This is a genomic window from Agrobacterium rubi TR3 = NBRC 13261 (assembly GCF_000739935.1).
Classification (GTDB): Bacteria; Pseudomonadota; Alphaproteobacteria; order Rhizobiales; family Rhizobiaceae; genus Agrobacterium; species Agrobacterium rubi.
The window spans coordinates 1-996 of the sequence record NZ_BBJU01000053.1 but is presented as its reverse complement, the minus strand read 5'-3'; the positions used below and the strand labels follow the sequence as shown (position 1 = coordinate 996).

1 protein-coding gene is annotated in these 996 nt (G+C 56.9%); it reads left to right on the top strand.

Going from position 1 to position 996, the window contains the following annotated elements; all coding sequences use genetic code 11:
* Nucleotides 1–996, top strand: a 996-nt coding sequence (gene tuf / locus RRU01S_RS24905) for an elongation factor Tu (RefSeq protein ID WP_045232929.1), incomplete at both ends; no start/stop codon positions are given.

Below are 996 nucleotides of genomic sequence, written 5' to 3'. Positions count from 1 at the left end.
GGCAAAGAGCAAGTTTGAGCGCAACAAGCCGCACGTCAACATTGGCACGATCGGTCACGTTGACCACGGCAAGACGTCGTTGACTGCTGCGATCACGAAGTATTTCGGCGAATACAAGGCGTATGACCAGATCGACGCTGCGCCGGAAGAAAAGGCACGCGGTATCACGATTTCGACGGCTCACGTTGAATATGAAACACCTGCTCGTCACTACGCGCACGTCGATTGCCCCGGCCACGCCGACTATGTGAAGAACATGATCACCGGTGCTGCCCAGATGGACGGCGCGATCCTGGTTTGCTCGGCTGCCGACGGCCCGATGCCACAGACCCGCGAGCACATCCTGCTGGCCCGTCAGGTTGGCGTTCCCGCGATCGTTGTCTTCCTCAACAAGGTTGACCAGGTTGACGACGCAGAACTGCTGGAACTGGTCGAACTGGAAGTTCGCGAACTTCTGTCGTCCTACGACTTCCCAGGCGACGATATTCCAATCGTCAAGGGTTCGGCTCTTGCTGCTCTTGAAGATTCTGACAAGAAGATCGGCGAAGACGCCATCCGCGAGCTGATGGCTCAGGTTGACGCCTACATCCCAACGCCAGAGCGTCCAATCGACCTGCCGTTCCTGATGCCGATCGAAGACGTGTTCTCGATCTCTGGCCGTGGTACGGTTGTAACGGGTCGCGTTGAGCGCGGTATCGTTAAGGTTGGTGAAGAAGTCGAAATCGTCGGCATCAAGGCAACCTCGAAGACGACTGTTACGGGCGTTGAAATGTTCCGCAAGCTGCTCGATCAGGGCCAGGCTGGCGACAACATCGGTGCTCTCGTTCGTGGCGTACAGCGCGATGGCGTTGAGCGTGGTCAGATCCTGTGCAAGCCAGGCTCTGTCAAGCCGCACAAGAAGTTCATGGCTGAAGCCTACATCCTGACGAAGGAAGAAGGCGGTCGTCATACACCGTTCTTCACGAACTACCGTCCACAGTTCTACTTCCGTACGAC